This is a genomic window from Dapis brunnea BLCC-M229, from assembly GCF_050015995.1.
GTDB lineage: Bacteria > Cyanobacteriota > Cyanobacteriia > Cyanobacteriales > Microcoleaceae > Trichodesmium.
In genome coordinates, this window is sequence record NZ_JBNHEP010000152.1 from 1 (window position 1) to 26,119 (window position 26,119).

At 33.3% G+C, this 26,119-nt stretch carries 22 protein-coding genes, 2 tRNA genes and 1 pseudogene; 12 read left to right on the plus strand and 13 right to left on the minus strand.

Annotation, left to right across the window (positions count from 1 at the left end):
• The 3 genes from ACP6PM_RS17770 to ACP6PM_RS17780 all read left to right on the plus strand — a co-directional run.
• The coding region (locus ACP6PM_RS17770; RefSeq protein ID WP_426586900.1) for a glycosyltransferase at positions 1-4,673 on the plus strand (4,673 nt) is incomplete at its 5' end.
• 1,065 nt (positions 4,674-5,738) lie between these two features.
• Entirely contained in the window at positions 5,739-6,479 is a 741-nt protein-coding gene (locus tag ACP6PM_RS17775; RefSeq protein ID WP_426586902.1) for a class I SAM-dependent DNA methyltransferase, read from the plus strand.
• A 148-nt stretch (positions 6,480-6,627) separates the two neighbouring features.
• Positions 6,628-7,149, plus strand: a complete 522-nt coding sequence (locus ACP6PM_RS17780; protein ID WP_426586904.1) for a hypothetical protein — start codon at positions 6,628-6,630, stop codon at positions 7,147-7,149.
• 428 nt (positions 7,150-7,577) lie between these two features.
• Here the strand turns inward: ACP6PM_RS17780 and ACP6PM_RS17785 are convergent, their stop codons facing one another.
• From ACP6PM_RS17785 to ACP6PM_RS17810, 6 genes are all read right to left on the minus strand, one after another.
• Positions 7,578-7,859: a DUF3288 family protein gene (locus ACP6PM_RS17785; RefSeq protein WP_293092516.1), complete on the minus strand. Its 282-nt coding sequence runs from the start codon at positions 7,857-7,859 to the stop codon at positions 7,578-7,580.
• A 411-nt stretch (positions 7,860-8,270) separates the two neighbouring features.
• Entirely contained in the window at positions 8,271-8,864 is a 594-nt protein-coding gene (locus tag ACP6PM_RS17790) for a tetratricopeptide repeat protein (RefSeq protein ID WP_426586907.1), read from the minus strand.
• 69 nt (positions 8,865-8,933) lie between these two features.
• On the minus strand, positions 8,934-9,305 hold the full coding sequence (gene hpxZ, locus ACP6PM_RS17795) for an oxalurate catabolism protein HpxZ (protein ID WP_426586909.1): 372 nt from the start codon (positions 9,303-9,305) through the stop codon (positions 8,934-8,936).
• A gap of 238 nt (positions 9,306-9,543) precedes the next feature.
• On the minus strand, positions 9,544-9,975 hold the full coding sequence (locus ACP6PM_RS17800; RefSeq protein WP_426586910.1) for an NUDIX hydrolase: 432 nt from the start codon (positions 9,973-9,975) through the stop codon (positions 9,544-9,546).
• A 700-nt stretch (positions 9,976-10,675) separates the two neighbouring features.
• Complete coding sequence (locus ACP6PM_RS17805) at positions 10,676-11,128, minus strand: DUF3531 family protein (protein WP_426586912.1); 453 nt, start codon at positions 11,126-11,128, stop codon at positions 10,676-10,678.
• A 355-nt stretch (positions 11,129-11,483) separates the two neighbouring features.
• The gene (locus tag ACP6PM_RS17810; protein ID WP_426586914.1) at positions 11,484-12,512 is read right to left on the minus strand and encodes a Sll0314/Alr1548 family TPR repeat-containing protein; all 1,029 of its coding nucleotides are present in this window, start codon (positions 12,510-12,512) and stop codon (positions 11,484-11,486) included.
• 362 nt (positions 12,513-12,874) lie between these two features.
• On the opposite strand from ACP6PM_RS17810, the gene ACP6PM_RS17815 reads away from it, so the two are divergent.
• The 6 genes and pseudogenes from ACP6PM_RS17815 to ACP6PM_RS17840 all read left to right on the plus strand — a co-directional run bounded on the left by ACP6PM_RS17815 (position 12,875) and on the right by ACP6PM_RS17840 (position 16,072).
• On the plus strand, positions 12,875-13,501 hold the full coding sequence (locus tag ACP6PM_RS17815; protein ID WP_426586916.1) for an ABC transporter ATP-binding protein: 627 nt from the start codon (positions 12,875-12,877) through the stop codon (positions 13,499-13,501).
• Positions 13,502-13,564: 63 nt separating this feature from the next.
• A pseudogene (locus ACP6PM_RS17820) lies at positions 13,565-14,038 on the plus strand (type II toxin-antitoxin system VapC family toxin).
• Positions 14,039-14,044: 6 nt separating this feature from the next.
• Positions 14,045-14,230, plus strand: a complete 186-nt coding sequence (locus tag ACP6PM_RS17825) for a hypothetical protein (protein WP_426586918.1) — start codon at positions 14,045-14,047, stop codon at positions 14,228-14,230.
• A gap of 126 nt (positions 14,231-14,356) precedes the next feature.
• Positions 14,357-14,590: a hypothetical protein gene (locus ACP6PM_RS17830; protein ID WP_426586920.1), complete on the plus strand. Its 234-nt coding sequence runs from the start codon at positions 14,357-14,359 to the stop codon at positions 14,588-14,590.
• Between the two features lie 386 nt (positions 14,591-14,976).
• Positions 14,977-15,462 carry a type II toxin-antitoxin system antitoxin SocA domain-containing protein gene (locus ACP6PM_RS17835; protein WP_426586922.1) on the plus strand — a complete coding sequence of 162 codons (486 nt, stop codon included), beginning with the start codon at positions 14,977-14,979 and terminating at the stop codon, positions 15,460-15,462.
• 1 nt (position 15,463) lies between these two features.
• Positions 15,464-16,072, plus strand: coding sequence for a type II toxin-antitoxin system PemK/MazF family toxin (locus ACP6PM_RS17840; protein WP_426586924.1), 609 nt, complete (start codon positions 15,464-15,466; stop codon positions 16,070-16,072).
• Positions 16,073-16,143: 71 nt separating this feature from the next.
• Here the strand turns inward: ACP6PM_RS17840 and ACP6PM_RS17845 are convergent, their stop codons facing one another.
• A complete protein-coding gene (locus tag ACP6PM_RS17845; protein WP_426586926.1) occupies positions 16,144-17,733 on the minus strand; it encodes an alkaline phosphatase D family protein in 1,590 nt (529 codons plus the stop codon).
• Between the two features lie 224 nt (positions 17,734-17,957).
• Between ACP6PM_RS17845 and ACP6PM_RS17850 the strand changes: the two genes are divergently transcribed.
• Positions 17,958-18,584 carry a precorrin-8X methylmutase gene (locus tag ACP6PM_RS17850; RefSeq protein ID WP_293108894.1) on the plus strand — a complete coding sequence of 209 codons (627 nt, stop codon included), beginning with the start codon at positions 17,958-17,960 and terminating at the stop codon, positions 18,582-18,584.
• A gap of 585 nt (positions 18,585-19,169) precedes the next feature.
• Here ACP6PM_RS17850 and ACP6PM_RS17855 read toward each other — a convergent pair.
• On the minus strand, positions 19,170-19,859 hold the full coding sequence (locus ACP6PM_RS17855) for a phosphate ABC transporter permease (protein ID WP_293108892.1): 690 nt from the start codon (positions 19,857-19,859) through the stop codon (positions 19,170-19,172).
• Between the two features lie 350 nt (positions 19,860-20,209).
• Between ACP6PM_RS17855 and ACP6PM_RS17860 the strand changes: the two genes are divergently transcribed.
• A complete protein-coding gene (locus ACP6PM_RS17860; protein ID WP_426586928.1) occupies positions 20,210-20,470 on the plus strand; it encodes a DUF1049 domain-containing protein in 261 nt (86 codons plus the stop codon).
• Between the two features lie 299 nt (positions 20,471-20,769).
• Here the strand turns inward: ACP6PM_RS17860 and ACP6PM_RS17865 are convergent, their stop codons facing one another.
• The 4 genes from ACP6PM_RS17865 to ACP6PM_RS17880 form a co-directional block, all read right to left on the minus strand.
• A complete protein-coding gene (locus tag ACP6PM_RS17865) occupies positions 20,770-21,705 on the minus strand; it encodes a transcriptional regulator (protein ID WP_426586930.1) in 936 nt (311 codons plus the stop codon).
• Between the two features lie 294 nt (positions 21,706-21,999).
• A tRNA-Thr gene (locus tag ACP6PM_RS17870) sits at positions 22,000-22,071 on the minus strand.
• A gap of 32 nt (positions 22,072-22,103) precedes the next feature.
• A tRNA-Tyr gene (locus ACP6PM_RS17875) sits at positions 22,104-22,185 on the minus strand.
• A 317-nt stretch (positions 22,186-22,502) separates the two neighbouring features.
• Positions 22,503-24,341 (minus strand): ABC transporter ATP-binding protein, encoded by a 1,839-nt coding sequence (locus tag ACP6PM_RS17880; RefSeq protein ID WP_426586931.1) that lies wholly within the window; start codon positions 24,339-24,341, stop codon positions 22,503-22,505.
• A gap of 452 nt (positions 24,342-24,793) precedes the next feature.
• Here ACP6PM_RS17880 and ACP6PM_RS17885 point away from each other — a divergent pair, with 452 nt between their 5' ends.
• The gene (locus tag ACP6PM_RS17885; protein ID WP_426586933.1) at positions 24,794-25,288 is read left to right on the plus strand and encodes a ceramidase domain-containing protein; all 495 of its coding nucleotides are present in this window, start codon (positions 24,794-24,796) and stop codon (positions 25,286-25,288) included.
• A gap of 264 nt (positions 25,289-25,552) precedes the next feature.
• Here ACP6PM_RS17885 and ACP6PM_RS17890 read toward each other — a convergent pair whose 3' ends face one another.
• Positions 25,553-25,990, minus strand: coding sequence for an NUDIX hydrolase (locus ACP6PM_RS17890; RefSeq protein WP_426586935.1), 438 nt, complete (start codon positions 25,988-25,990; stop codon positions 25,553-25,555).
• Positions 25,991-26,119: the final 129 nt, after the last annotated feature.

Here is a 26,119-nt window from a genome sequence, read left to right on the forward strand (position 1 = left end):
TCCCGCGCCGAAATTTCGAGTCAGACTCGGAGGAGAAATTTAGAGACGCTACTTCGGAATTAGTTTCAGTAATAATTCTTTGTTATAACCAGGCACAATATTTAACCGAAGCTGTAGAAAGTATAGTTAAGCAAACTTACCAAAATTGGGAATGTTTAATTATTAATGATGGTAGTCTTGACCAAACATCTCAAGTAGCTATAAATTTAGTAAAAAAATATCCAGAAAAAAATCTCCGCTTGATAGAAAAAGAAAATACTGGAGTGCCAGATTCTAGAAACGTGGGAATAGATAATAGTTCTGGTAAATTTATTCTCTTTGTCGATGCAGACGACAAAATTCATCCTAATTTTATTGCAGAAACTTTAACTATCTTACAAACAAATCCACAAGTAGGTTTTGTTTATACGGATATTCAAAAATTTGGCTTTGAGCAGAAACTAGAAAGTTACGGAGATTTTAATGTCAAACGTTTTTTAAGTGAAAATCAAGCCCCAGTTACATCCCTATTTAGAAGAGAAATTTATCAACAAGTGGGTGGGTTTAAAAAAGTAATGAATGAGGGTTGGGAAGATTGGGAATTTTGGATTTCTGCATATCAAAAAGGTTGGTTAGGTTATCGACTAGAAAAACCTTATCTTTATTATAGACAACATCCTGTCGGTTCCCGCCAACAAAAGCTACATCAAAATTCAGTTAATTTGGCAGTTCATAAAGCTATAATTCTTTATCTCCACTCCCAGTTGTATAATCAGCAGGAAGTAGTTTGGTCAGAACAAATATTGTTTAAATATCAAAGCTCTCTCATCACAGAACTAGATCGACTTAAATCAAAATCATCTACTATGACAAATCTACCAATTCAATACCCACAAATATCACCACTTTCTGAAGTTAAAAATCGACCTTTTTGGTCTGTAATGATTCCTACCTATAATCCCACATCAACTTTAGAACAAACTTTAAAGTCTGTTTTGCAGCAAGCAGAAAATATTAATGAAATGCAGATAGAAGTTGTTGATGACTGTTCAACTCAGGTTGATGTAGAAGCGGTTGTTAAAAAAATCGGTCAGGGTAGGATTTCTTATTATCGCCAACCTGAAAATTTAGGATTAGTTGCTAACTGGAATGATTGTATTAAACGAGCATCTGGTCACTGGGTTCACATTCTTCATCAAGATGATTTAGTATTACTTGATTTTTATAGCAGCTTGAAAAATTTATTGGAAAAACAACCAGAAGTAGGAGCAGTATTTTGTCGCCATTATTATATAGATGAAAATAATAATCAAAAGATGCTCTCTCCATTGGAAAAAGAAACTCCAGGTATTATTCCTAACTGGTTAGAAAAAATTTCTGTTATGCAGAGAATACAATGTGCTTCAATAGTTGTAAAACGTAGCGTTTATGAAAAATTAGGAGGATTTTGTTTAGAAGCAAAGTCGGCAGCAGATTGGGAAATGTGGAAACGTATTGCTGCTTATTATCCTGTTAGTTATGAACCTCAAATTCTTGCTTGTTATCGTTTACATTCAACATCTGAAACTTCCCGGTTAATTAAGTTCGGCGGTAATATTTCTGATACTCGTAAAGCTATCGAAATTTCTGAGTCTTATCTGCCAAAAGAAATATCTAAAAAATTGTCTGATCGAGCTAGAGAACATTATGCTATTTCTGCTACTAAAACAGCACAACAAATGTTGAGTGTGGGAAAAGTAGAAGTAGCGATCGCTCAAATTCAGGAAGCTTTAAAATGTAGTCAGTCTTCCGAAGTAAAAGAGGGGATAATTTCTCTGTTTATTACTTCAGATGCCACTTTACAAATAGATGTAAATCAACTTTTATCTGAAGTTTCTAAATATGTGCAGGAATATCAAAAAGATAATTCTAAAAAGTCAGCTTTAGATAATCTACGTCAACTCCGACAACAAATTGCTAATTATTGGATAAATTTACCCACAGAAAAATTAGAAAGTGCTTATTTGGGGGATATGGGTAGAGCTAATCAAAAGTTAATTGGTAGTAATCTTAAATACGAAAAAATTTCAGATACGGAAAAATCCTTTGTTGACCAAATAGGAACTCATATTTCTCAAGGATTAGATCGACAAAACTCTATTCAATATCTCTTAGCTGCAACTCTATATTATTATCCCCATCAACTCTCGCCAAAATGGTTTGTAGAAGCGCCTATTCCCAAGTGGTTTGTTAATGACTACATTAAATTTATGATTGATGCTCCTAACTACTTTCAAGAAATAGGAGAGGCAGATAAATATTACCGTTATACTCTCGACTGGATTAATTATTTACATCAAAGAATCTTTAGTAATTCCGACTCAAAAATCTGGCAAGATATAGCTTGGTTTGTCGCCCATAAGTCTAACTTTATTCCTCTATACTTTAATAACGAAAATCTCAAAGACATATATATTAAGCGTGCGGAAATAATGGAACTAGGATTGCAAAGTCGAGGGTTTAATCTCGATTATGTATTTCCAGAGCGACCTGCTAATCGAAATAAAATTCGCTTAGGAGTTCTCAGCAGTCACTTTATTCCTCAAACAGAAACATTTTCTACTCTGCCATTTTTTGAACATTTAGACAAATCTAAATTTGAAATTATTTTATATGCCAAAAGTACCAGTGAATATCCCCTAGAAAAATATTGTCAAAGTCGTGCCGAGCAATTTATAAAACTACCAGATAACTTGATTAGCCAAGTTGAAACTATTCGTGCTGATGATTTAGATATACTTTTAATTGGTACCAATGTTACTGCTATTACTAATCCTATTACCTTACTTGCTTTGCATCGACTAGCGCGAATTCAAGTAACTTCAACCTCTTCTTGCGTAACAACAGGAATGAGACATATTGATTACTATATTTCGGGAAAATTAACAGAACCCCAAGAGGAAGCTCAACAACAATATCAGGAAAAACTAATTACCTTAAAAGGGGCAGCTCATTGTTTTAATTACTATGCAACTGAACCAGAAAAACCAGTTGTTAAACCAAGTCGAGAAAGTTGGGGAGTAAGCGACAAAAATATTGTATTTGTTTCTGGAGCTAACTTTTATAAAATTATTCCTGAACTGAGAGAAACTTGGGCAAAAATTATTGCTGCTCTGCCAAATTCTGTTCTAGTTTTATATCCCTTTAATCCTAACTGGACTAATAGTTATCAAGCTAGCACTCTTTTTGTTAATGATATGCGTTCCATATTTAACAAATACGGTATTGATAAAAAACGATTAATTGTAATTAAGACATTACCAAGTAGGTCCGATATTAAAGAGTGCTTGAAATTATGTGATGTCTATTTAGATTCTTATCCATTTGCCGGAGTAAATTCTCTCATAGAACCATTAGAAATAGGTATCCCAATAATTACAAAAGATGGGAATTCATTCCGCTCTTTAATGGGTAGTGCATTGTTGCGATCGCTCTCTATTCCTGACCTAATAGCTAACAGCAAAGCAGAATATATTAATCTAGCTATTAAGCTTGCCAATAATTTAGAATTTCGCCAACAAAAGCGACAAGAAATCAAGGAAAAAATGCAGCAAAATTCTTCATTTTTAGACAGTCGTAGTTACTCCGGAGAGATAGGTCAATTATTGCAAGAATTATTCCAAGAATGGAAAAACATTCATTCACCAAAAACTATAGAATCTCAAAATAATAATTCTCTGACTTCTGAATTTATCAATCGTTTAGTAGGTTGTGTAAATCTCTATAAAATTGATCCGACTGACCAATCATTAATCGAAGAATTACGTCAAATTCGTAAACAAATAGCTGATTTTTGGTTAGATGTATCCCCAAAAGAATTAGAAACTATTTATCAAGGCAGAATTAAACAAGCGTATCTAGAATTATTAGCAAGTGGGATTCAAAACGAACCTCAAACAGAAGAAGAAGAGAAATCTCTCAAAGAATTAGCTGATACAAGTATGGGTTTAACTAATCCTAAAGCTATTAATGCACTTTTAGGGGGAATGTTATATTTTCCTCCTGGTAAAATGTTAGTCCGAGATGCTAAAAATCGTTTGCCTCAGTGGTTAATTAATGATTATAAACAGGTATTTGAAAGTAGAGAAGTTGCACAGAAGTTGGAAAAAGCTTTTCAAACTAAGTCGCCTCATTTATCAGAAGATTCTATTGGTAGAGATGTGGAGACAAAACCCCTAAAAGCTGCTGAAGCTCAAACTGAGAAGAATGTAGTTTTAACAGAAAATAAGACAGATAATTTAGATTCTACCAACCAAAAGTTTCTGAATCAATTATTAGGTAGTGTGAATCTTTATTATATAGATCCGTCTGATGAATCTGTTGTTAAATACTTGCGTCAACTGAGAAAAAAAATGGCTGATTTTTGGATAAATTTAGAACCGCAAAAACTAGAAAATTTTTACTTGGGTGAAATGGGTAAAGGTTATCAAACATTACTCAATAGTCAGATTCAAAATGAATCTTTAATAGAACACGAACAGGAATTTTTACAAGAGTTAGCTACCCAACTTTCTCAAGGAATAGAAGCGCCGAAAGCCATAAATTATTTATTAGCTGCAATGTTATATTGTCTTCCACAGCAATTGCGAATAGAAGATATAACTAAATTGCCTCAATGGTTACTCGAAGATTATCAAAAGTTTGCGGGAAATTGAGCATGGTTTTTCAATTAAATTATTCTTCTAAATAGATAGATAAAATTATTTGTGCATTTACTAATCAAGGATATTCCTTTTGCCTCTTCCCTACCTCGTGCAAATATTAAATTAATTCTTTATTTACAGGTATTTATAATTACCGAAAAATCAAGGTACAAAGCCTTCTATTTCAATAGAAAAAAAGTGCTAGGATATCTCCTTATAATTCAATTTCCTCACGGTTTTAACCAGAGGTAATTATCTATTGTCCATTATCCATTAATGAAGCATAGCTAACCTATAAAGTTATGAACAAAATCTCCGGACAGGAATTGTTTATTCTCAGGAAATAGAAAAAATTGGTGGAAATGATGAAATTGAATCCATTGATAAAACTTATTTTTTCAGAAAGACGGAGAAATATTAGCTCAACAAAAACTTAAGTTTAATTATATTAAGCAATGGAAAAAAGAAGAAATTATGGAACAAGTTGGATTTACTTTTGTTAGTTTCCATGAAAGCCAAAAATTTCATGTTGATTGCAAAAAGTTAAACAGATAATCAAATAATTGTATCCATATTCAGTCTTATATAAATTCTCTCTGAAGTTCATCTAATTTTATCTCCCCTAACCCTCCTTTGGCAGGAACTAATACCAATTTGATAAATGTTTACTACAAATATCTAGGGGGATTTTTAGGAGTCAGGAGTTATAAGTCAGGAGTCGTATGGGAATAGTTTCAATACCATTTTTTAGTTCGTAAATCATCTTTTTTATCAAAGGGGCATTTGCTGTAAAATATTTTTATCCCCCTTACTATTCGTAACATTGTTTTGTCAAAATGGTATAATTACTTGCATTATTAAGAATAAACTGTATTCTGATCTAGAAAATTTGCATTTAGTTTTGGAAGATTGGCAATATTTACCCATCCGATGAATCTTTAGTTCAATAGTTGTGTCAAATTCAGAAAATAAATAACTGGTTTATTGATAAAAATTTTTAAATCAAATTATCGTGGTATAGTGACTGAAACTTAACTTATTTATTAGGGACTGCACTTTACTTCTGCAAAATTAACTATGAATAAATATACCAATATCGCTGATTATTACGATAGTTTTACTAATTATTACGATCTTTTGATGACTCAAGGCAATTATGATTATCAAGGAATGGCTAATGCAGTCTATTCTTTGATGAAAGATGGTCAGAAAAAAATACTAGAATTAGGTGTAGGAACAGGATTATTTGCTGAAAAATTATTGCTACTTGCTCCCGAAGCTGAATTTACAGGGGTGGATATTAGTTCATCAATGCTCAACATTGCCAGAAAAAGATTGGGAGAATGGGGAAAATTAGTCGAAGCAGATATCTATGATATGAACCTCCAAGAAAATTTTGATATTGCTGTTTCTAGTAGAGGAGTTTGGGTAATAAGTCAACGAGGCGATCGAACTGACTTAAGAAATCATATTAAGGATATTGATGAGGATATTAAGGGATTGATTAATGTTGCTAAACATTTGTGTCAAGATGGATTATTTCTGTTGAGTGTTCAAGGAGAACATAAAAGTCATCAACAAAATCTCCCTACAGGAATTGTTTATTCTCAGGAAATAGAAAAAATTGCCGAAAATGATGAAATTGAATCCATTGAGAAAAGTTATTTTTTTAAGAAAGATGGGGAAATATTAGCTCAACAAAAACTTAAGTTGAATTACATTAAGCAATGGAAAAAAGAAGAAATTATGGAACAAGCTGGATTTAGTTTTGTTAGTGTCGATGAAAGCCAAAAGTTTCATGTTTATCGCAAAAAATAGGGAATAGGGAGTAGGGAGTAGGGAGTAAGGAAGATGGTTTGGAGAATAGACATCTCCATAAAAGATAGCTGAATGCTTATCTCCAACTTACCCTGGATATTTCTGTTAACATAGTAGAGATTAATTTGAGTAAATTTAATTAAATATTATGAGTGTTGTTGCAGCCAGAAAATATTCAGATCGCTTAATGTTTGCTTCTGATAGTATTCGGGTTTCCGGTCATTTAAAGGAAACTCATCGTGTAACTGGAGACGAACAAGGTAAACTTTTTGAAGTTAATGGTTTAGTTATTGGTAGTGTTGGTTTGATTATGGAATTAAGTTTTATGCAGATTTTTGCCAGAAATCATAAACCAGCAGCGCCAACTGTAGAAGCTGTTTTAGATTTCATTGTTGAGTTTTACACTTGGGCTAAATCTAAAGATGATTCTTTTTCTAAGAGAAATGATTATTTAATTGGAATTGAGGGAGAAATTTTCCGCATTTGCGATAGTTATTTAGTAGAAAAAATCAACGAATTTGCAGCTATTGGTGCTGGAGAACATTTTGCTTTAACAGCAATGTATTTAGATAAAAATCCTCAAGAAGCTGTTGAAATTACTAATGAATTATGTGTTTATTGCTCCCCTCCAGTTAATGTTATTACTAAACAGCTTCATTTTAATGATTAGTTTGGTCTAGGTAAAGTAGGGAAATATGATAAGATTTGCTATTCAGGTAGTCTTATATATCTAGTGATTTATAGTCGAAGTAGGGAACAGGGAAAAGAAAAGGTCTCCAATTCTAGGTTTTAAAAGAATAGTATTTACTTACCTACTTAACTTTTTCGAGCAGATATCACTACTTATAAATCACTACCCCATTTAAACAGATAGATCAAAATTTCACCACTCTACCAAATAATTAGGGTTTGCTGAAAAAGTATTTTTAAGGAGTAGGGGAGTAGGGGAGTAATTTTTTGTCCTTGTCTATCCAAAATGCTAACTTTTTGAGAATTTTCAACTGAAACAGGCGAACTCTTTTCGACCATAAAAAAGCTTAAACCTTTATATGTTAATGCTTTAATATTTGATCGGTAAGCCCTAATTATAAAAAATCTCTAAAACCAATCTTCTTGGTCGTTATTGTGTTTTTTATAAACCTGACCTTTGCGATGAATGTCACGAGTTTTTGCATAGAGCTTTTCTTCAGTAAGTTCCCACTTTGCTAATAGTTTCTCTAAGTCTTCCTGAATATCTTTTGCCCCAGGAAAACCTCGATAACGAATTTTCAATCTTGCCAATTCTGCTAAGTTATAGTCAGTATTTTTTTCTGCTAATAGAATATTAACTATTTGTCTATCTTTATGATATTGGGGGTGCTGTTGTTCTTCTGATTTCATAAAACTAACGAAGAAGTAAGAAGGAATAAGTAATAAGTAATACTGATTTAATAAATGTTTGCTACAAATAGCTAGTGGATTTTTTAGGATTCAGGATAAACGAGTCAATAATCATAATGAATAGCTTCGATACCATTCTGAGTTCATAATTTATTTTTTTAGTCAAAGGTACATCTTCTGTAAAACCTTTTTATCGCCATTATTCTTCCTAACATTCTTTTTTATCGCTTGCTATAATAAGGAAAAAAAAAATTGGCTAAACTACTTTTTTATGACTAAACAAGAAGGAAGAAACAAAAAGGGTAAAAGCAATTTATGAATTGAGAGAAGATAAACAATTACTGCCGAACTACCCTTCCTTAAACCTAGCAGTAATTTTTCATTATTAATTGCTGATAACTGATAACTGATTTAACTCTCTAGATTATGCCACTTTTGAAAATGACTATCTTGATGATTATTTTGAGTATGATTGACTAAACTAGGCTGAATTTCTAGAGCTTTTTCTTGAAAAAAAAATGCCTCATAAAATCTGCCCTCTTGCTCCAAAACCTTGCCTAAATTCCAATAAGCTACTGCTAGATCTGGTTTCATTTTAATTGCTTTTCTATAATTAATCATTGCTGCATCAATTTGCCCTTTTTTATAAAACATACTCGCCAAATTGACAAGAGCTTCAATAAAATTAGGATTAATTTTTATTGCCAATGAATAAGCACGAATAGCAGCATCTATTTTATTTTGTGCTTGCAGGATGTTTCCCAAAGTTTTGTAGACTGGAGCAAAATTTGCCTGTTTTTTTAATGCTTTGTGACAAAGAGTGATCGCTTCTGTAAAATTTCCCTGATTATAATAAGTCTCGGCTAAATTATTAATAGTATAAACATCATTTTGTTCATATTTCCATAACTCTGAGTAATCGTTTTTTACCTGACTTAATTCAGTATAATTTTGAAATTTATTATTCTGTTTAAAAGTTTTTTTATCTTGTAAATTTTGATTCATCTTCTAGAAACTACCTATCTCAAGCAAATTTTCCCCTTTATTTCTTCCTTGTTCCTTCTCCCTTCTTCCTTATAAAAAAGAAACATGAGCACTGACAACTCGCCAACCAACAGAAGTACGCATCCAAGTTTGACTTTGCCTGCCAATTTTTCCAGTTTCTTGACGTTCAAATTCAGTATTTGCTGTAGCAAAATCTTCACCATAAGTTGTAATAACAGTATTCATTAATACTCGCTCTAAATTAACTTTTCCACGTGCTTTTCTAAAAGCTGATATTGCCTTATATCCATACAGATTTTCATTGACTCCATAACGGATAGTATGAGGACTATGCCAAAATAATTCATCTAAAACATCTAAATTATTACTAATTAAAGCAACTTCATATTGCTCAAATGCTGCTGTTACCTCTGCCACAACATCAGGAATATTAATCTCCATTTTTATACCAATTTCATCAACTTAGGCTACACTACTTATCTTATACTGAAACGTGAAATAATTTTCTGAAATTACTGAGTGCGTCAAAGTTTTGAACCTATAAAATCTTACTTTATAACTGTCTTGAGTGCGTCTTACATTCTGTTCGCGAAGCATTTCCGTAGGAAATAGGAATCTCAAAATTAGGCACTCGCTGACTTTTAACTTTTAAGTTCCTTGAAACAGTATAATTATCCTCCTAATCACAGTATTCTAAAAAATTTTCTGGAACTATTTTCAATTCTCCAGATTTAAATCTATCTATCAAAACCCAAAGCGCCGTTTTTTTTCGTTCCTTCTCCCAAAAAGTTAACTCCTTTATTTGATAAAACTTTGGGTCAACAAAATCACATTTATATAATTGAATTAACTCATGTCTTTCCTCTCCATTAAACATAAAAATATTTTCCATACATCCCAAATATTTAATATTAGTCAACTCAGCTTCAATCTCCTCTTTAAACTCTCTCTGTAAAGCATCACGACTATACTCTCCAAAATCAACACCCCCACCCAGAACCCGATAAAAAGTTTTCTGTTTTATAGAATCATAACCTTGAGAAATAAACAAGCGATCGCCATCTCTAATCAATCCCAAAGCTAGCACTCTAATTTTATTCTTTTTATTCATAATTTTCTCATATAAACAAAATAGTATAATACCTTTTTTAAGGATCTATAGCTTGCCATGAGTGAGATTTGTTATAACTACCTTTTTTAAATTTGCAATTAAACCTAATTATACTTCTGCACAAAAGCAAGCTAAGTAACTGGGAAAATTAATTTCCTATTATTTAGTTCTATCTCCTTGATAGGATAAGCTACAGAGACAAATGAGATGTGGAAATAATTTTCATTACTACTTACCGAAAAATTAAGGTTTAAAGCCTCTCATTTCAAGGATAAAAAAAGAAAAAAATTTCCTTTTAACCAATCCTCTTCTTAAAAAGAAGAGGTAATTATTAATTATTAATTGTTAATTGTTAATTGTTAATTGTTAATTGTTAATTGTTGATTATTAATTATTGAAATCTGCTCCTATCTACATAATTCTCTTCTCAATTATTAGTTTATATCAAATTCAACAAAGATAGTTAGAGTGTGGGAGTAAGTAGGAAAGTTGTATGCAAAGTCTTTAGGTCGTAGGGGAGTTGGAAAAACTATTTTCTCCTAGAAACAAAACTAAGGTTGCTTCTAACTACTACAAAAAAATCAATGTAGCAGTATTTTTTGAAACTGGTATTATGTCAGCCATCCAACTGCCTTCTTAGCTAAATTATTTATTCATAATTTACAAGTAAATTGCTGAATATAAAAAAAGGAAAGTACCATTAATTGTCATCATAAAAACCCTGTTCATACTTATTTTCTGGTACAGGCCAATCTTCATTTTGACCGCCAATAATCAGTTTTTCTATCTTGACCAAATCTTCACTTAATTGTTCAAAACTATTCACCAAAATATCAATTGCTAAAGCATCGCTAGTTCCCAAATCAAACCAACAACGACCCCATAATCCTTCATATTCTACATCTCCCATATTGTGCATAACAGCCATCATACTTTGACTAGCCACATCCTGACTATATTCCATATAACTAATCTCTATTCCTACTTCTTGAACTTGTAAATTTTCAGCATTAAACCCACCCAATTTTCCCAATAAAAACCATGAATCAAATAGTTCTTCTATGTAATGCTTTTCTGCCATAGAAGGAACAGTGCTAAACTCTAACCAAATCCACAGATCAAAAGGATTAAATTCGCGAAATTGTACTTCCATAAATATTTAAGTAGTCGTGCCAAATAAATTTCCTAGTTGAGAGAAGCAAATCTGTAGTGCGGGCATCTTGCCTGCTAGTATTGTACCTAACTGAGATGAAATTCACTATAAATTTTATGTAGGTACTTACAATGCCAAAATTTGCTTAGACTTCCTTAGATAGACTTGCAAAAAAACCAGAAAACTAACAAGAATAAATAAAACTTTCTAGCTACAAACCATTGGGTTAAGATATAGCATTCCTCATTTTTTGTGATGTACATTTATTTTTCTTCTTATGTGTTTCCTATTCCCTGTTACTTGTTCCCTAAAACCTAGAGGTTTCTAGCTCACCACTATAAAAATGTCTGATAAATTAATTTTGAGTTTTAAATTTGCGAAGAGTTGGTAATTCTGAAGGTCCCCATAAACCTAAACCATCTCTAATTGCATCTCGCATCGGGTCACAAGGGCGTTTACCATTATCTATATTATTAATATTTTTACACTGTTCAAAAAATATTTGTGCTACCAAGCGTCTTGGCATTTTGTCTGACTTCGCTAAAGCCTTATCAAAATTTTTCCTCGCTTTTTTTCTGATAGATAAATTATTATCTTTATCCCTAGCTTGAGCTACTAAAATTTGTGCTTTTAGGTAGTGTACTTCTGGATTTTCTGGAACTTCTGATAAAGCTTTATCTATATATTTTAAAGCTTTTTTGAGATTATCTAAATCTCGATAAGCGACTGCTAATCCCCGATAAGCTAAATGATGAGGATAAGCTTTTTCTTCTAATGTTTCTATTGCTTTAGCAGGGTCAGAAAATGGCAAATTTACTGCCAACATTAAATCCATATATCCTTTCAGCAAATTTAACTCTGGGTCCGATGAATTTATTCTTTCTGCTGTCTCAAAATGACTGAAAACTTTTCTGAGTTTTTCTAAAGCTTTCGGCGCTCCTTTTAACGTACCTTCAGTAGATATAATATAAGCACCTTCTAGAAAGTAACCTGTTGCAACGTAAATATTACCACGGACGGGATTAATTGCAATTAAATTTTCTGCTACTTCAGTAGTTTTTTGAGCATACAACTTTAGTGATTCCCAATTTTCATCTAAGAAATGTAAGGAAGATATCATGGCATAAACAAGAGGCTCATCTATCTCTTCAGATTCAGCTATTTTCAGATAATCTCTTGCTTCTTTATAATTTCCTGCTTCAAACATAGCTTGAAAAGCTGCTTCAGTTTTTTCTCCTATTTCGATAGGATTTTTTTGCCGAAATGGGTCTCCTGTTGCTGGAGTTACCCAAAAATTTAAACTGACTAAAGTAGCAGTAGAAAAAACTGATATTTGTTTCAATACTGGAAATTTTTGACACAAATTAAATAAGGTTTTTAGCATAAGTTATTTTAAGACTAACTATGATTTTTAATTTCTCAGATTTGTGTTATTATTTTAGCTAAATTATAACTATAATGTTTTTCTTTATTGGTAAAATACACAAGTTTTAGATTTTCAGAAGAAAGAGCAAAAAATACTGTATCTCATAAATATTAATTAATATGAGAACTGCCATCTAAATTCTTTAGACATTACTAAACCAAGAAATAATTTTAACACAAACTATGAATAATTGCTGAGTGTAAATAACAAATAAAGATATTTAATAAACTTAGTGTAGGATGGTTAAAATAACCAGTCAGTTACAAAATCCTCAAAGCCTTATCAATCTATAGTTTTAACTTTTAACTTTTAACTTCTAAATGCTATATCTCAAAAATTTGTATTATCATCCACCAGCTAGTACCACTCCTATCCTCAACAATATTAATATGGAACTAGCACCTCAACAAATGGGCTTAATTATTGGTCGTAGTGGTTCCGGCAAAAGTACATTATTAGAAATATTAGCTGGTTTAGCTCAATGTTCCAAAGGAGAAATATACTGGCGAGAACAAAAATTAACTTCCGAACATTTACAACAACTGGGTGGTTTAGTATTTCAATTTCCAGAAAGGCATTTTTGTGGCGCTACTATTCTAGAAGAATTACGGTTAGGTCATCCAGAATTACGGCCAGAACAAATATCTTTTGCCTTGGAAGAAGTAGGACTTCAGGACTTACCATTCAGCGCCTCGCCCCAAGCATTAAGTGGTGGCCAGCAACGTCGTCTTGCCTTGGCAGTACAATTAATTAGACAGCCTCATTTATTGATGTTAGATGAACCAACCGCTGGATTAGATTGGTCAATACGGAAGCAATTGGTAAATTTATTAGCTAAATTGAAAAATCATTGGAGTTTATTGGTTGTCACCCATGATTCGAGTGACCTTTTACCCATCGCTGATAAATGTTGGACTTTAGATAAAGGAAATTTGGAAAAGTCATAGGAAAATAACATCATATCTTTTCCTAAATAACAACAACTTCCTAAAATATAGGGTATTAAATTTGTGACTGAAACTGTATATATCGAAACCAGTATAATTGGCTATCTAACTATCAGATCGAGTAATAACTTAATCCTAATGGCTAATCGAAAAATTACTATTGATTGGTGGGAAAAATGCCGGAGTCAGTTCACACTTTACATCTCTCAGATAGTTTTAGATGAAGTAGCTTTATGAGATGCCGAAATAGCTACTAAGCGACTGGAAATTTTGCAAGATTTTCCCTTACTTGGATTAAGTTTAATGGTAGAAAACTTAGCCAAACAATTTTTGAGTCTCAGCAACCTTCCCCCTAAAGCTGCTAATGATGCCTTACATATTGCCCTGGCTACAGTCTATGGTTTAGATTACCTTTTAACATGGAATTGTAAGCACATTGCTAATGCCCAGATTCAGAAAAAATTAGGACAAATTAGCCGGGAATTTGGATATCCTCTACCAACTATTTGTACACCTTTGGAGCTAACAGGAGATTAAATAAATATGTGGGATAATGAAGTATTAGCAGAAATTTATAAATACCGAGAAGAATATGCTAAATCTTTTAATTATAACTTACACGCTATGGTTGAAGATTTAGAAAAAAAACAAGCTGCTAGTGGCAGACAAATCATTTCTACACCAATCAAACCTACTCAACAAAAAAACAAATCTTTAGTTGAAACTTAAAATTATGTACAGTAGTGAAACCCAGCAAAACTTTACTATAATATCGACTCTTATCTTTAAAATACTGAATAACAGCGATGCTACCGAATTTGATATTAAACGTAAATTTTATTTAGATTAAAAACTATGAATAATCTCAAATCTGAAGCTCAATTTGCCGTTTGTATTCAAAATAAAGATTATCCTGCTTCTTTGGAATTACATAAAATTTATGTGGTTTTAACTGATGAAGAGTCAATAAAAGATGGCGATTTAAGAATAGTTGATGAAAGTGGAGAAGATTATCTTTATCCTGCCGATTATTTTGTAATAATTGAATTACCAAAAGTTGTTCAAGGTTCTGTTTTAACTATTGCTTAATAGCGATCGCTACCTCAAAACTCTCAAAAATTACTACTCTCTAATAGTATTTATTATTACTTTTCCTCAGTTTCCATTTCTTTAATTAAATCTGATTTTTTAATAATATAAGATTTAAGTTTTGGTCTCTTAGAAGGGTTTTTTCATGTGGATAAATATCAATTGTCAAAAAGTATAGTAGGGTATGTTAATGAAATGTAACCCACCGCCTACTCCAAATTTTTCGGTGCGTTACTCTCACTCAGAGAGTTTGGTGTAAGCTTAACCACCTTCGAGGATTGCCCAAAACAAAAGTTGACTTTTTAAACAAAATGGAAGATAATTAAATATATAGATTAAATACATTCATCTAAAACTTTTTTTAAATACCTATATATGAAAAAACCATGCTAGAGAATCTAATCAAGTTTTTTGTCTATGAGACAAAAGGACATATTACAAAAATACAGTTAGTTAAGTTCTTATATCTCGCCGATCTTTACTCCGTCAAGTGGACAGGAAAACAACTAACTGAATTAGATTGGTATTATTATAAACACGGTCCGTGGCATGAAGATATAGATATGGCTCTAGAGCGCATGAATGGTAAAGAGATTTGTCAAGAATTAGAAGGACGGGTAAAATTTATTAAACTTGGTGTGGAAGCAGGAAAAACAGAGGACTTAAACTTACCTAGAAGTCTAATGTTAATGCTAGATAATATTAGGAGAGAATGGGCAGGTTCAGGTTCAGATAAACTTAATCAATTACTAGAATATGTTTATGAAACTGCTCCAATGGTAGCGGTGAAATGTACTTATGAACCAGAAGAAAAAGTTAAGCTTAACTTGCAAAAAGAAAGAGAAAAGCTAAATGAGGAGTTAGGACTTTAAAGTGGTTGAACAAAAAAACCAAACACCTAGAAAGGGTTGGATTTATATTATCGATCCCCAAAAAGTTTATTTGACTTGCAAATTAGGCCACACTTATTCATATAATATAGAACCTCTCGATTATGTTGAATGCCATCACCCATCTTGCAAACATACAGTGAATCCTAGCAGGGTTTTAAGAGGTAAACATCCCTATATTGTTTTGACAAGCGAAAAATTTTTAGATCAATCTGGATATATAAAAACTTTTAATGCTATTCCTTTAACTTCTCAAAAGACATATAAAGGTCTACCAACAGCCTATCCAATTAACCCAACAGCTAAAAATTGTTTAGACAAAAAATCTTTTGCCCTTGTTCATCAGATATGTACTATTGATGCTAATTACTTTAAAGATAGAGAAGGAAAATGGAAAAAACGGGTTGGACAACTAGACAAAGAAGATAGAGAAGAAATAGGAAAACGTCTAACAGACCTTTTTGATTTAGAACCAGATGATTGGTTTACTAAAAATGCGTCTCCTGAACTTTTGATTAAGATCATGTACAAAATACCAGAAAATGAAAGACACTTGGCTATAGAAAGACTGATAGATGAATTTACTTCTTAAATAAATCTACTTATTACTGTTACTAACCTCTAATAAATTTCAGTTCTTCAACACTTAACTAACATATACTTTTAACTTTTTTCCTCCGGCAATAAATCAACCTCATAAACCACCTTTCCCTCAATATTTCTCAACGTCACAGTCATTACCTCCGTACCTCCATCAATTTTCACCGTGCCAAAAAATTGTAAACCCTTACTCGGAGGAAAATTTATCACCTTATCCTCAACCTTAACACTTTGATACTTCACCACAGGACCAAAAGTATTATCTAACTCATTTGGACCAAAAGTTCCCGAATTTAAAGGTCCACTTACAAATTCCCAAAATGGTTTAAAATCTTGAAACTGAGCCAAATTCGGATCGTAATAATGAGCCGCAGCATAATGAACATCTGCCGTCAACCACACCACATTCTTAATATCCTTTCCTTTGATAAACCGCAATAACTCCGCCATCTCCAACTCTCTACCCAATGGCACCCCATCTCCATTAGCCAAATTTTCCGCAGCACTATCCCCATCCGGTACAACCAAACCCAAAGGCATATCACTACCAATAACCTTCCAAGTAGCCTGAGAATTAACCAACCTTCCCTTCAACCATTCTATTTGCTGACTTCCCAGAAATTCCGTTTCCTCACTGCGACTTGTTTGACGATTTTCCGTATTAGGTCCCCGATAACTCCGCATATCCAACATCATAATATCCAATAAAGGCCCGTAACTGAACGAGCGATAAATTCTTTCCGGATCATGCCCATTAATACCGATGGGAGTATATTCCAAAAAAGCTCGTTTTGCCCTAGCTGCCAAAAGCGCAACACTCTTAACCTTGTAGCGGTCATCATCCAATAACTTCTCAGTCGGATACCAATTATTTGTAGTTTCGTGGTCATCCCATTGCACTATCTGAGGCACCTCAGCATTAAAACGACGAAAATTTTCATCCAGTAAATTATAGATATAATTACCCCGAAACTCCGGCAAAGTTTCTGCCACCTTAGACTTTTCCGGTGTAGTTAAATTTCGCCAAATAGTACCATCATCCAACTCAACCTCAGATTTTATCGGACCATCAGCATAGATATAATCCCCACAATGGATAAAAAAATCTGGATTAAATTTTCTAATAGTTTCATAAATTTTCATACCTCCCCATTCTACATTAATACCCCAACCTTGACCCGCCGTATCTCCAGACCAAGCAAACAAAATATCCTGCCCTGGTTTTGGCACAGTGCGAAATTTACCAATCACTGGAACGCTATAAATGTTAATATCTGACAAATCTTGGAAACTGACACGATAGAATATCTGCTCCGAAGCAGGTAAACCAGAAAGATTAACTCTGGCCGTAAAATCTGTAGTTTCTAGAGCAGCAGACCCAATAATTTTCTCAGCATTTTGGAAAGACTCGTTAGTGGCATATTCCACCATCATTCGAGCTGGGCGATCGCTCCGACTCCAAATTACTCCTGTTCCTTCAGCAGAAATATCTCCACTAGCAACTCCATAGGGAATTTGAGGACGCATCTTCTCTGAAGTAATAATTGCTGGTCCAGATAATTGCTCTGTTTTTGACTTAAGTATTAACTTACTTGTAATTAACCCACTGCCAACCAAAGCAGAGGTAAGTAAAAATTGACGACGGTTAACCATTTCTATAGCAGTTGAAGTGAAGTATAGTTGACGATAGTTAGATTACAAATATTTTTAAAAGAAAGAAGCTAATAGCTAAGTTTTAATATCTATGGTACAGATTTACTGTAGTGCTAATTTCTGTGATATACTCCCAGAGCTTATGGCGGTAACAATAAGCTAGTAGGCTTCTCAACTCACTATCTAAATATTAACTATAACTATATAAAGGGGAATAATTTGATATGGAATGGCACATCACAGACGCCCAAAGCTTAGGAATTATTGACAGGGAAATTGGCCCTCATGCTTTATCTCCCGCAGAGTATGAGATAGTTCGACGGGTAATATATGCTACGGCAGACTTTGAATATAAGTCTCTGATTAGTTTTTCTGAACACGCTTTACAGTCTGGAGCTGCTGCTTTGGCAGCTCGTACAACTATTGTGGTAGATGTGCCAATGGTGCAAGTAGGTATTACCTCAGTTATTCAAAGTACCTTCGCTAACCCTGTTTACTGTTCAATGGATGCGATAACTAGACCTCAGAAGGAAAAAACTAACGCTGCTTGGGGAATTGAAACTTTAGCTAGACGTTATCCAGAGGGTATTTTTGTTATTGGTCAGGCTCAAACAGCTCTGTCTGCAATTGTTGATTTAATTGAAGCAGAAGAAATTAGACCTGCTTTAGTTATTGGCACTCCTTCTGGTTTTGTGGGGGTGGATGTAGCTAAGTCACGTTTGTATGATTCGATGATTCCTCATATTAGAATTGATGGCCGTAAGGGTAGTGCTGTGGTAGCAGTTGCTATTATTAATGGTTTAGTAGACTTGGCTTGGCAGGCTTATGGTAAACAAGGCCAAGGTAATTAGAGTCTACGGAAAAAGGTTTTGGTAAGGATAGGCAACAGGTAAGAGTGTTTTTGAGGTTTAAGTTGAGTGAAATCTTCCAGCATAAGAGTTTAACTTCTGTTTTAGGATTTTATTATTCCTGATTGTGGAACGTCCTAAAATTAATACCCTCAAATTAAAGCCCTATAGCATTTCACTTTAAATATGTCACAAATAGTTTCATACCTATTATGTGAAATAATCGTTTGAAATTACTTATATTATGTCCAGATAAACACTAATCGTCAAGTCATTGCAACTGGAACGGAGTGGAAGGAAGCAATCTCATGAGTTTTAGATATTTCTTCTTATATCTAATAGACCTCTCCGGAAAAGAGGGAGTAGGGAGTAGGGGGGAAAGAATTAATGATTTATGAACGATAATTGATTTGATTTTTAATTATCACCAGATGTCTAATGATAACTATTTAACCGGACATAATATGAGAGTAAAAGTTTTCAGGTTGTACAATCTCAATTCATGACTTTTGAATACATGAATTCTGTGAAACGGTATAGAATTAATGCCCTATAATTAATAACTGTAACTTTAAGTCTGGGTAGTAGTCAATAAAATTCTATATTACTTGGTTGGCGTTGTTTATTTTTCCTGCGAGATGAGCGCACCTGATTAATTACCTCGATAAACTCATCTCTTCTGAGGTATGGATAATCACTAACCCATAAATTTACAGTGGGAAGATAAACATCTGAATATTTAGCAATTTTTTCTAAATCTTGTTGATAAGACATTACCAACATTACAGCTACCTGACCTCTAGAAATACCTTGATGATAACGACGTAGAGGAGCTTGCATTTCAACTGTAAATCCTGTTTTATCCCCCAATTCTAAATTTATTCGTTGCTCTAAATTTTCTACTATTATTAATTCCCCTTTTTTATTAACTTTTTCTTCTTGACCGACTACTTCTTCAGTAAGATATACATCAATAACTTTTCCCTGCCATAGACCACTATATGGATAGCGTCTAAATTCTGCATTGCGAAAACTAGCTAATAAAATAGGTCCCCACAACCAATAAAGACCTGCCGTAATACCAACCAATAAAAATAAAGGGTCACCATCATCATGAACAAATACATTAATTAAAACAATCGTCAAAACTGAGATAGCAGAAATTAAAGCTCGTTTTAAAATATCAGATAATCTGCCCCAATAATATTGATATTGATCGCTTGTAGCTACAATAGGAATTAATTGTTCAAATATTTTACGAGTTAAAGGAACTAGCATTTATGAGTTTAAAATTTGAGATTAATTGATTTATATTTAATTTATAATATTTTTCAGACGGATGAGTTACAATAACAATCCTAGAAAGTAACCCAAAATTAGAGAAATCAAAAACCACTCTAACTGATAGCTGATTCATTAATGGATAATGGATAATGAATAATTACCTCTGCTTAAAACCATCAGATATGTATAAGGAAATATCCTAGCACTTTTTTTTCCCTGGAAAGCCTCTCCTTTGAAGGGTGAATAATTAATTATTAATTATTAATAATTCCTATATATTCTTGAGGTGAGACAGGTTTTATTTTTTTGATGATTCATGGTATGATTATAATTATTTATATTATATGATGGAATACCCTATGCAAAAATTTATCCCACCAATTATCAGTAGTATAATTCTGGCATTGTGGATAAGTGGGATTGCAATCCTCTCTGTTCAGAATGCTACCTCAATATCTTTAAAGTTTATTGGTTTCCAGTCCATTCAGCTCCCTGTAGGAGTTATCTTGTCTTTTAGTGTTGGTATCGGACTTATAATTAGTTCCATTCTACTGCCCCCACTTTTTAATCTTGGACAGATGAAAGAGCGTCAAGAAGATTTTTGATTTTATCTGAGAAAACAAAGTTTTCCTGGTTTTAAGTTTTAGTATTTTCCCCTGGTTACCCTTGAAGGACAAAGCAAAATTAGTTTACCTCAAGATTTATGCTTTATCCCAATCACGCATTTTTCTCCAAGCTCAAGTCTCTTTTTAGTTTTATTGTTACTCCACAGATTTAAAGTGAGGCAGGTAAATTTATTTATAGTAGCAAATTGCCCTTCTAAAGGGCAATATTGATTTACCTAATTCTGACTCTCACTTGACCAAAAGCGCAGGTCTGGAAGTAAAGCGATCATAAGTTTTCATTATAACTTGTAAACTTGACCATCAATCAGTAGTCGAGTAATTCCTTTAGCTTGCAAATAAAGTGTAGTTTTTTGCAACATTCTACCATCAGGAACTTTCAGCACCCTTTGATTATGGGCAGAAAATCTATGAGCTACTCGGTGATTATCAAAAACTGGTAAAGTTTTCTCCTGAGACTCTTCCACAGGTATTTGTCCTAATTCCCCAAAAGCTATCAAAGGTTTAGTAACTAACTCTGTAAATTTATCTACTACTAAATAACAAGTTTTTGGCAAGACGGACTCCGTGAGAGTATAAATTTTAACTTCAGAGTTACTAGAATTGTGGATAGGAATAGATAGATTATAAGAGCTGTCTACATCTTCTTCTACATCAAACTTATCCTCATCATCAAACTCCCCATCAAAATCTTCTAAATCATCGTTCTCAAAATCATCTAAATTTTGGGGTTGCTCTCGTAAATCTGCGGCTAAAATCTCTTCTATTTCTTTTTTGGTAGGGGGGTAATTACTCTCAAATGTATCGTTTAATTTATGATTTTCTTGAGGAGCTAAAGATAATTTAGGGCTTTCTGTCAGTTGCTCAGTTTCATTATCATTAGATGAAGAAGAACGTCGGCGTCGTCTTTTTACTACCCCATCTGCTTCACTTTCCTTATCGTCTGATTCAGAAGGATCTAAACTTTCCCTAGCTGCTGATTCATCTAAGTCGTTAGTATCGTAATCTATATTTTTTGAGGAACGAGATGGACGCTTTTGCTTCTGTTGAACTAGGTCTTTATATTCATCTTCTGGTATGCTACTTTGTAATAACCGTCTAATTGTAGAACTACTCACTCCATAGCGGTCTGCTAGAGTAATAGTATTCTCTTCTGTAGTTTGATACAGTTCAACAATTTCTAATTTTTCTGAATCTGACAGTTTTGTAGGTGTCATACCACCTTCCCTAAAAAATATTTAATTAATTTATCTGCTATACTCTAGCTTAAGACTAATATATATAAAATATTAATATGATATTTGAGTATACATTAAATTTAATACTAAAGTTTGTTTAACCTTAAGTAATTTAGGAAATATTTCAGCTTTTCTGATTTGGTGTTAAGAATCACCATATTTAAGCCAAACAAATAACTCCATACCTTACTTTCTTTTTAATTATTATGGTATGTTGGTATTAAAACGATAAAATAATTAATAATAATTTTATTTCTTTGATTTATTTCTAAAAGCCCGTGACGAGGATTGAACTCGTGACCTCACCCTTACCAAGGGTGTGCTCTACCACTGAGCCACACGGGCGTTTTTATTTCAATCCTTTTAATTTTAGTGAGTGGGCCGAGCTGGATTTGAACCAGCGTAGGCGTAGCCAGCGGATTTACAGTCCGCCCCCATTAACCACTCGGGCATCGACCCTTGCAACTCACATTTATACATAATAACACAAAAAATTTTTATTGCAATAGTTTTGTGAAAAAAAATTATTTAGGGTTTGCTGAAAAAGTCTTATGGGTGTGAGTAGGAGTCAGGAGTCAGGAGTCAGGAGTCAGGATAAATGGGAATGACATGAGGATGTAGTTGGAAGAATTGTCCCTCAATTTTTCTGCCCTTGCCTACTCAAAATCCTCACCTGTGTGAGCTTAAGGGAGAACAAAGCTTGTACTTTTTTTTGCATATGCAAAGGCTAAAGCTTTTAGATTGAATCAGCAAGCCCTATTTACTGATTATAAAGTTCAACCTACAATCCTGCTACCAGTCTCTTGCAATGAATGTAGTCGGTGATAAATACCCTCTTGGCGCAATAAGTCCTCATGGCTACCCACTTCAACAATTCTACCTTGGTCAAGTACCACAATTTTATCGGCCTCCCGTACTGTACTAAGTCTGTGAGCAATAATAATGGTGGTGCGAGTCCCAAAAATATCGTGCATTGCTAACTGAATAGCTCGCTCACTTTCATAGTCTAAACTAGAAGTTGCCTCATCAAAAATTAGTATATCTGGGTCTACTAACAAAGCTCTAGCTATTCCTATACGTTGTCGTTGACCGCCGGATAATCGCATTCCTCTTTCACCCACAACTGTATAGTAACCTTGAGGCATTTGTTGAATAAATTCATCAGCTTTAGCAATTTTACAAGCTTCTTTAACTTGCTCAAAAGTGGCTTGAGGATTACCGTAAGTTAGGTTGCTTAATAAAGTGCCGTTGAATATATCTACCTCTTGATGAACAATCGCTAATCGACGTCGATAACCTGTAATATCAAGAGTATTAATATCTTCTCCATCGATTAAAATTTTGCCTTTATTTGGTGAAAAATATCTAAATAGTAATTTAACTAAAGTAGATTTTCCTGAGCCAGATTTTCCGACTAAAGCAATAGTTTGACAAGGTGTAATTAAAAGGTTTATATCTTTTAAAACTGGCTTGTTGGGATTGTAACCAAAGCTCAATTTTTCAAACTCAACTTTGCCTGTGAATTTGTAGGGATTAATATCTGTCGATTCTGTTGATTTGCCAATTAATTCTGTTAAATTGGCAGCATCAGAGCCTATAGGTAACTCCATAAATTCATGGAAACGAATCATGGAAGCATAGCGACGGACGAATTCTTCAGTTAAATGACTGATGGGAGTTATTTCTGCATAAGCCATACTAGCTAAAGTGTATATTGTCACAAAATATCCTAGAGATATTTCACCAGACAATGTTGCAAATAATGTCAAACCTAGAATGAAGAATAGGCAAAATTCAACAATACTTATCTGATACATGGATAGCCAGACATAGCTTTTATGAATTTTACCTATAATAATTTTGAGGGCGCGGTTAATTCGAGTAGTTTGCCTTTGCAATTCTTTAGTTTCTGTCGCAAATGCTTTGACTGTTTTTATATTGGTAATAATTTCTGAATTGTGACTTTCTGTGTTTTCTTCATATTTATCAAAAGCGATTTCTATTTTTGCAATATATTGAAGGCTTTTGAGAGTAAAACTCAGGATAAAAATAAATGAAGCAAGGAATAAAAGAGCAATTCGTGATTCTATTAAAAAGATGACAATAAAAATGCCGAATACCCGCACTAATTTGGGGATTAAAATACCTGCAATTTCTGGGTAAGTCCAGGTGTGGTTTAAGACTCCTTTAGAAATACGGTTGGCGATACGTCCTGCGTTATTTTCGTCGTAGAATTCTAGGGGTAGGGTGAGAATTTTTTGGATGGCTTTTTGGAAATGGTCTCGACGTGCTTTGAGGGGAACTACCCAATGATACCAGTGGCCGAGCCAAGCTAGACTTGGACCTTTAGTGATGCTGACTAAAAATATTAGTCCTAATGGCACTGATAGGGATAATAGTTGATTAGTGGGTAATCGGGTTAAGTTGGCAATTGCCCCAATGAATTGTTCCATTGGCCAGTCTGTGGAACGGCCTGAGAGTACGTTCAAAATCTGGCCGATGGCATAAGGAACTATGAGGTCTGTTAGTTCTAGGGCGCTTGATACTCCAATGCTGAGGATGGAAAGTGGCAAGTATGCCTGGTAGTATTTAATGAGATCCCTGAAAGTTGCCATAATTCTATTTCAATTTTATAACCACAGCTATTTATATTAATACATAAATACTACTTTTGTAATATAAGATGGGAAATTTCCCTATTTAGATTTTGGATGATAAAACTAGATCGTTATAGTTAAGCAGTTGCGATCGCCACAGTAAGTTTATAGCAGAAGGCAGAGAGAGGGTATAGCTCAAGTCAAAAGTCAAAAGTCAAAAGTCAAAGGTGAAAAGTTATCTCTAATTGGGTTTTCTGTGCTGAAAAGCTAGATATATTTAAGTTTGAGACTTTTGTTATGTTGGGTAGCTTTATTTACTAGATAAATCTCAGTTAAGAATTATAAGTATAGAATTTCTCAAGTTACTGAGATACAGTTGTTTTTCTTTTTTTCTATTTACCCGAATTACTACTCTGTACGGATATTGCATACAACTTCCCTACGTACTCTGTAAAACAATTGAAATAATTATGATTGATATTTATTGTGAACGTGTACAACCTGGTTTATGGGATGAACCAATAAATGCTATTAGCAACTTCGCTTTTTTTATTGCAGCATGGTCAAGTTGGCGTTTAGCACAGAGTTTAAATGTGAAATTTTTAGATGTCAAACTGTTAATTTATTTAATGGTAGCTATTGGTATTGGTAGTAGTTTATTTCACACTTATGCTACAGGTTGGGCATTGTTAATGGATGTCATACCTATAACTATGTTTCAAATATTTTATTTGTGGGTTTATAACCGTAGGGTGATGAAATTAGAATCTATAATATCTATGATTTTAATTATAGTTTTGGTAATTTCTAGTTTAGCAACTCTGCCACTAAAAGTACTGAATGGTTCTTTTAGTTATGCACCAGCTTTGATTTATTTATTAGGATTAGGAATTTATCATTTTCAAGCACAAAAGCAAATTATTAGGATTAGGAATTTATCATTTTCAAGCACAAAAGCAAAGTAAATTTTTACTTTTAGCAGGAGTAGGTATATTTTTAATAGCTCTATTTTTCCGAACAATAGACCAATATATTTGTGCGATATTTCCTATCGGCACTCATTTCTTGTGGCATATATTTAATGGATTTATGCTTTACATTGTTTACCAATGTCTAATAATTGATTAATTACCTGTGTAAAAGCCTGAGTTGCATTAGTACCTGTTCCTGAAATCTATGTATTTTATATTAATGAAAACTGCTATAACAGCGGGACTTGCACAACTAAATTAGAAAAGCTGATTCAATATCTTTTTGTGTTCTTCAACAATATTTTCGGGAATATAATCAAATACTTGAATTTTTTCTCCTTCTTGATTTTCTGAAGGAAGGGAAGAATTTGCAGTACATAAAAATACTAACCCCACCGACCAACCAAAACCCCGTTGTTTTACTTCACTAGGATATTCTAAATATCCTAATAACTTTTGTTTTGTAACTGTAATACTCAACTCTTCTTCAGCAATTCTCTGAATAGCATCCTCAATATATTCTTGATAAAAAACTGTACCTCCAGGAATATGCCATAGATTATTCCAAGCAGCATCTTTTCTAAGAGTTAGTACCACACCTGCTTCAATTTTCACAACTACTTCTACAACAAGTCTGGGAACTTGAGAATATAAAAATTTGAACTCTTCTGGAGAAAAAGGTTTTTTGCGAGTCATTTAATTTTATCTACCTGTGTATCTAGCAACTAGCATTTAGCTTTGTATTTCATATAATTTCAACAGACAAAAACTGGCATGAAACCATAAAACTTGGAATCTGCCAGCCTCAAAATAAGAGTCATTTCA

Excerpts from the sequence above, each read along its gene's own strand:
- ACP6PM_RS17775 (WP_426586902.1), top strand. The coding sequence starts at position 5,739 with ATGAATAAATATACCAATATCGCTGATTATTACGATAGTTTTACTAAT.
- ACP6PM_RS17780 (WP_426586904.1), top strand. The coding sequence starts at position 6,628 with ATGAGTGTTGTTGCAGCCAGAAAATATTCAGATCGCTTAATGTTTGCT.
- ACP6PM_RS17785 (WP_293092516.1), bottom strand. The coding sequence starts at position 7,859 with ATGAAATCAGAAGAACAACAGCACCCCCAATATCATAAAGATAGACAA.
- ACP6PM_RS17790 (WP_426586907.1), bottom strand. The coding sequence starts at position 8,864 with ATGAATCAAAATTTACAAGATAAAAAAACTTTTAAACAGAATAATAAA.
- hpxZ (WP_426586909.1), bottom strand. The coding sequence starts at position 9,305 with ATGGAGATTAATATTCCTGATGTTGTGGCAGAGGTAACAGCAGCATTT.
- ACP6PM_RS17800 (WP_426586910.1), bottom strand. The coding sequence starts at position 9,975 with ATGAATAAAAAGAATAAAATTAGAGTGCTAGCTTTGGGATTGATTAGA.
- ACP6PM_RS17805 (WP_426586912.1), bottom strand. The coding sequence starts at position 11,128 with ATGGAAGTACAATTTCGCGAATTTAATCCTTTTGATCTGTGGATTTGG.
- ACP6PM_RS17810 (WP_426586914.1), bottom strand. The coding sequence starts at position 12,512 with ATGCTAAAAACCTTATTTAATTTGTGTCAAAAATTTCCAGTATTGAAA.
- ACP6PM_RS17815 (WP_426586916.1), top strand. The coding sequence starts at position 12,875 with ATGCTATATCTCAAAAATTTGTATTATCATCCACCAGCTAGTACCACT.
- ACP6PM_RS17825 (WP_426586918.1), top strand. The coding sequence starts at position 14,045 with ATGTGGGATAATGAAGTATTAGCAGAAATTTATAAATACCGAGAAGAA.
- ACP6PM_RS17830 (WP_426586920.1), top strand. The coding sequence starts at position 14,357 with ATGAATAATCTCAAATCTGAAGCTCAATTTGCCGTTTGTATTCAAAAT.
- ACP6PM_RS17835 (WP_426586922.1), top strand. The coding sequence starts at position 14,977 with ATGCTAGAGAATCTAATCAAGTTTTTTGTCTATGAGACAAAAGGACAT.
- ACP6PM_RS17845 (WP_426586926.1), bottom strand. The coding sequence starts at position 17,733 with ATGGTTAACCGTCGTCAATTTTTACTTACCTCTGCTTTGGTTGGCAGT.
- ACP6PM_RS17850 (WP_293108894.1), top strand. The coding sequence starts at position 17,958 with ATGGAATGGCACATCACAGACGCCCAAAGCTTAGGAATTATTGACAGG.
- ACP6PM_RS17855 (WP_293108892.1), bottom strand. The coding sequence starts at position 19,859 with ATGCTAGTTCCTTTAACTCGTAAAATATTTGAACAATTAATTCCTATT.
- ACP6PM_RS17860 (WP_426586928.1), top strand. The coding sequence starts at position 20,210 with ATGATGGAATACCCTATGCAAAAATTTATCCCACCAATTATCAGTAGT.
- ACP6PM_RS17865 (WP_426586930.1), bottom strand. The coding sequence starts at position 21,705 with ATGACACCTACAAAACTGTCAGATTCAGAAAAATTAGAAATTGTTGAA.
- ACP6PM_RS17880 (WP_426586931.1), bottom strand. The coding sequence starts at position 24,341 with ATGGCAACTTTCAGGGATCTCATTAAATACTACCAGGCATACTTGCCA.
- ACP6PM_RS17885 (WP_426586933.1), top strand. The coding sequence starts at position 24,794 with ATGATTGATATTTATTGTGAACGTGTACAACCTGGTTTATGGGATGAA.
- ACP6PM_RS17890 (WP_426586935.1), bottom strand. The coding sequence starts at position 25,990 with ATGACTCGCAAAAAACCTTTTTCTCCAGAAGAGTTCAAATTTTTATAT.